Here is a 3,141-nt window from a genome sequence, read left to right as displayed (position 1 = left end):
TGGAGGAAATCCAATATGAGTGAACTGGTAGAGATTCGCTGGCATGGTCGCGGGGGCCAGGGAACAGTCACGGCTGCAAAGGTCTTAGCTGATGCGTGCTTGAGCGGTGGGAGATATGTCCAGGCATTCCCTGAGTATGGGCCTGAAAGGGCAGGGGCTCCACTGAGGGCTTATAACAGGATAAGCTCAAAGGAAATCAGGATGCACTGCCCTGTGTTGAAGCCTCAAATTATTGCTGTTGTGGATGCGACACTCCTTGACGGTATCGATGTAGCTGAAGGTGCAACCGAAGATGCCGTGTTTATTATAAATACATCAAAAGACCCCAAAGAGATAAGGGCAAAACTTGGTGCAGGACAGAAACAGCGGGTTTTTACTGTAGATGCAACAAAAATAGCCCTGGAATGTTTTGGCAGGGCACTTCCAAATTCATCCATGCTCGGTGCGCTTTGTAAAGTAACCAATCTTGTAAGCCTTGACGCCCTTTTAGAAGATGTTCGTAAGAGTTTCGGAAAGAAGTTCTCCCAGAAGATAATTGATGGCAATCTTGAGGCTACAAGGCGTGGATATGAGGAGGTAAGAGAAGGGTGAAACAAAAGGGATGGAAAGAGCTTACACCAGGCGCTGTTATCCTGGAGCCAGGGAATGCTGTAGAATTCAAGACAGGCTCATGGCGGGCATTCAGACCGGAATGGAAAGAGGAAAACTGTATACAGTGCCTTTTCTGCTGGCTTTACTGCCCTGACATGGCAATAAATGTGAAAGATGGTAAAAGGGCAGAATTTAATTATGATTATTGTAAGGGTTGTGGTATTTGTGCCCTTGAATGCCCTGGAAAGAAAGGACAGAAGGCCATAGTAATGGTAGAGGAGGGCAAGTAAATGGCGAGGGTTGTTGCTGTAACTGGAAACGAGGCATCGGCAGAAGCGCTCAGACAGATAAATCCCGATGTGTGCGCTGCATACCCCATTACGCCGCAGACAGACCTGATGCAGAGGTTCTCAGGTTTTGTATCTGATGGAAAAGTAGACACCGAAGTTATACTCGTTGAAAGCGAACACAGTGCTATGAGCGCATGCATAGGCGCCTCGGCAGCAGGCGGAAGGGTGGTAACAGCTACATCATCGCAGGGACTTGCCCTTATGTGGGAGATGCTTTTTATTGCCGCTGGAATGAGACTGCCCGTTGTCATGCCTTTAGTGAACAGGGCGCTTTCAGCGCCTCTTAATATCCACGGTGACCATTCAGACAGCATGGGAGCGAGAGACTCCGGATGGATTCAATTATATTCAGAGAATGCCCAGGAAGCATATGACAACACCATACAGGCCTTTCGTATTGCAGAGCACATGGATATAAGGCTCCCTGTTATGGTCTGCTTTGATGGATTTATCATAAGTCACTCAATAGAGAGAGTAGAGTACCTCGAAGATACTGAGGTAAAGAACTTTGTCGGCGAATATAAACAATTATACCCCCTTCTTGATATCGATAACCCCAAAAGCTATGGCCCTCTTATCCTGCCTGACCTTTATATGGAATACAAGAGGGCTCAACACGAAGTAATGACAAAGGTGAAAGATGTGGTCCTCGATGTTGCATCAGAATTTAAGAAACTGAGCAAAAGGGAGTACGGACTTTTTGAGGCGTATAGACTCGACGATGCAGATATTGCACTTGTAATCCTCAGCTCAGCAGCAGGCACTGCAAAGGATGTTATTGATGAATTCAGGGGAAGAGGCATAAAGGCAGGTCTGCTTAAACCGAGGCTGTTCAGGCCATTTCCGTACGAGGAAGTTGCCGATACACTTAAGAAGGTGAGGGCAATTAGCGTTATGGACAGGGCTGATTCTTTTGGCGGATACGGGCCTCTGTTTATGGAGATAAGCTCGGCACTGCTACACATTAAAGAAAGGCCTTTATTGATAAATAAGATATACGGCCTTGGGGGAAGGGACTTTTTGCCAGGGCATGCAGAGATGGTTCTCAATGAGCTTATGGAAATTGTAGAAACTGGTAAGTTTAAGACCATTAAGGAATATATCGGGGTAAGAGAATAATAACCAATAACGAATAACAAATCTGGATTGAGGAAGTGAGATGACAATACCATTGAAATTAAAAGAACTCTCAAAGAAGGAGGACCTCTTTACCCATGGCCACAGGATGTGCTCTGGTTGCGGGACACCCATTATTATTAAGCAGGTGCTAATGGCCTCTGATTACCCTGTTATTGCATCCAATGCTACAGGCTGCCTTGAGGTCTCATCTTGTATATCGCTTTACACTGCATGGAAAATACCCTGGATTCACAGCGCCTTTGAGAATGCTGCTGCAACCATAGCAGGCGTTGAGACAATGTACAGCGCATTAAAAAAACAAGGGAAGATTGACAGAGAAATAAAATTCGTAGCATTCGGTGGCGATGGTGGTACCTATGACATTGGCCTTCAGAGCCTCTCAGGAGCGATGGAACGTGGCCACGATATGCTTTACATATGCTATGACAATGGCGCATATATGAATACAGGCATTCAGCGTTCAAGTGCAACCCCTTTTGGTGCAGATACCACTACAAGCCCTGCGGGGAGTGTTGTGCCGGGGAAAATGCAGCAGAGGAAGAATCTAACCAAAATAATGGCTGCACATGATATCCCTTACGTGGCCCAGGCATCACCCGCCCACTGGCAGGACCTTATCAGAAAGGTAAAGAAGGCTTTTGAAATAAAAGGTCCCAAGTTTATGAATGTAATCTCTCCGTGCAACAGGGGCTGGAGGTCAAGGACAGACGATGCCATTGAACTCAGCAGGCTTGCGGTTGATACATGCTACTGGCCACTTTATGAAGTTGAAAATGGTATTACTAAGGTTACATATACTCCAAGGAATAAGAAGCCTATTGTTGATTTTTTAAAACCTCAGGGCAGGTTCAAGCATCTCTTCAGCCCTGAAAATGAATGGATATTAAAGAAATTACAGGAAGATATAGACAAAGAGTGGGATGAACTCCTCAGAGCCTCTTCTATTGAAAAATAGAGATAGGGAAGGCAGTGTTAGTTTTACGCCATTTCTCAGTTCTATCTCTATTCTTAGGTTCTACCCAAATCCAGAGATAGAAATTCCTTAAAATTCCCTCTCCCT

General features: G+C 45.5%; 4 protein-coding genes. All 4 read left to right on the top strand.

Going from position 1 to position 3,141, the window contains the following annotated elements:
- Positions 1-15 precede the first annotated feature (15 nt).
- From HZC12_10225 to HZC12_10210, 4 genes are read left to right on the top strand one after another with little or no spacing between them, the layout of a single operon-like run.
- Positions 16-591, top strand: coding sequence for a 2-oxoacid:acceptor oxidoreductase family protein (locus tag HZC12_10225; protein ID MBI5027081.1), 576 nt, complete (start codon positions 16-18; stop codon positions 589-591).
- Positions 588-881, top strand: a complete 294-nt coding sequence (locus HZC12_10220; protein MBI5027080.1) for a 4Fe-4S binding protein — start codon at positions 588-590, stop codon at positions 879-881. Before HZC12_10225 ends, HZC12_10220 begins: the two co-directional genes overlap by 4 nt.
- A complete protein-coding gene (gene porA, locus HZC12_10215) occupies positions 882-2,060 on the top strand; it encodes a pyruvate ferredoxin oxidoreductase (protein ID MBI5027079.1) in 1,179 nt (392 codons plus the stop codon).
- Positions 2,061-2,106: 46 nt separating this feature from the next.
- Positions 2,107-3,036: a pyruvate ferredoxin oxidoreductase gene (locus HZC12_10210; GenBank protein ID MBI5027078.1), complete on the top strand. Its 930-nt coding sequence runs from the start codon at positions 2,107-2,109 to the stop codon at positions 3,034-3,036.
- The last annotated feature ends 105 nt before the right edge of the window (positions 3,037-3,141 follow it).

The sequence above is a fragment of the Nitrospirota bacterium genome, from assembly GCA_016214385.1.
Lineage (GTDB): Bacteria > Nitrospirota > Thermodesulfovibrionia > UBA6902 > JACROP01 > JACROP01.
This window is presented reverse-complemented; position numbering and strand designations above follow the sequence as displayed.

Excerpts from the sequence above, each read along its gene's own strand:
- HZC12_10225 (MBI5027081.1), top strand. The coding sequence starts at position 16 with ATGAGTGAACTGGTAGAGATTCGCTGGCATGGTCGCGGGGGCCAGGGA.
- porA (MBI5027079.1), top strand. The coding sequence starts at position 882 with ATGGCGAGGGTTGTTGCTGTAACTGGAAACGAGGCATCGGCAGAAGCG.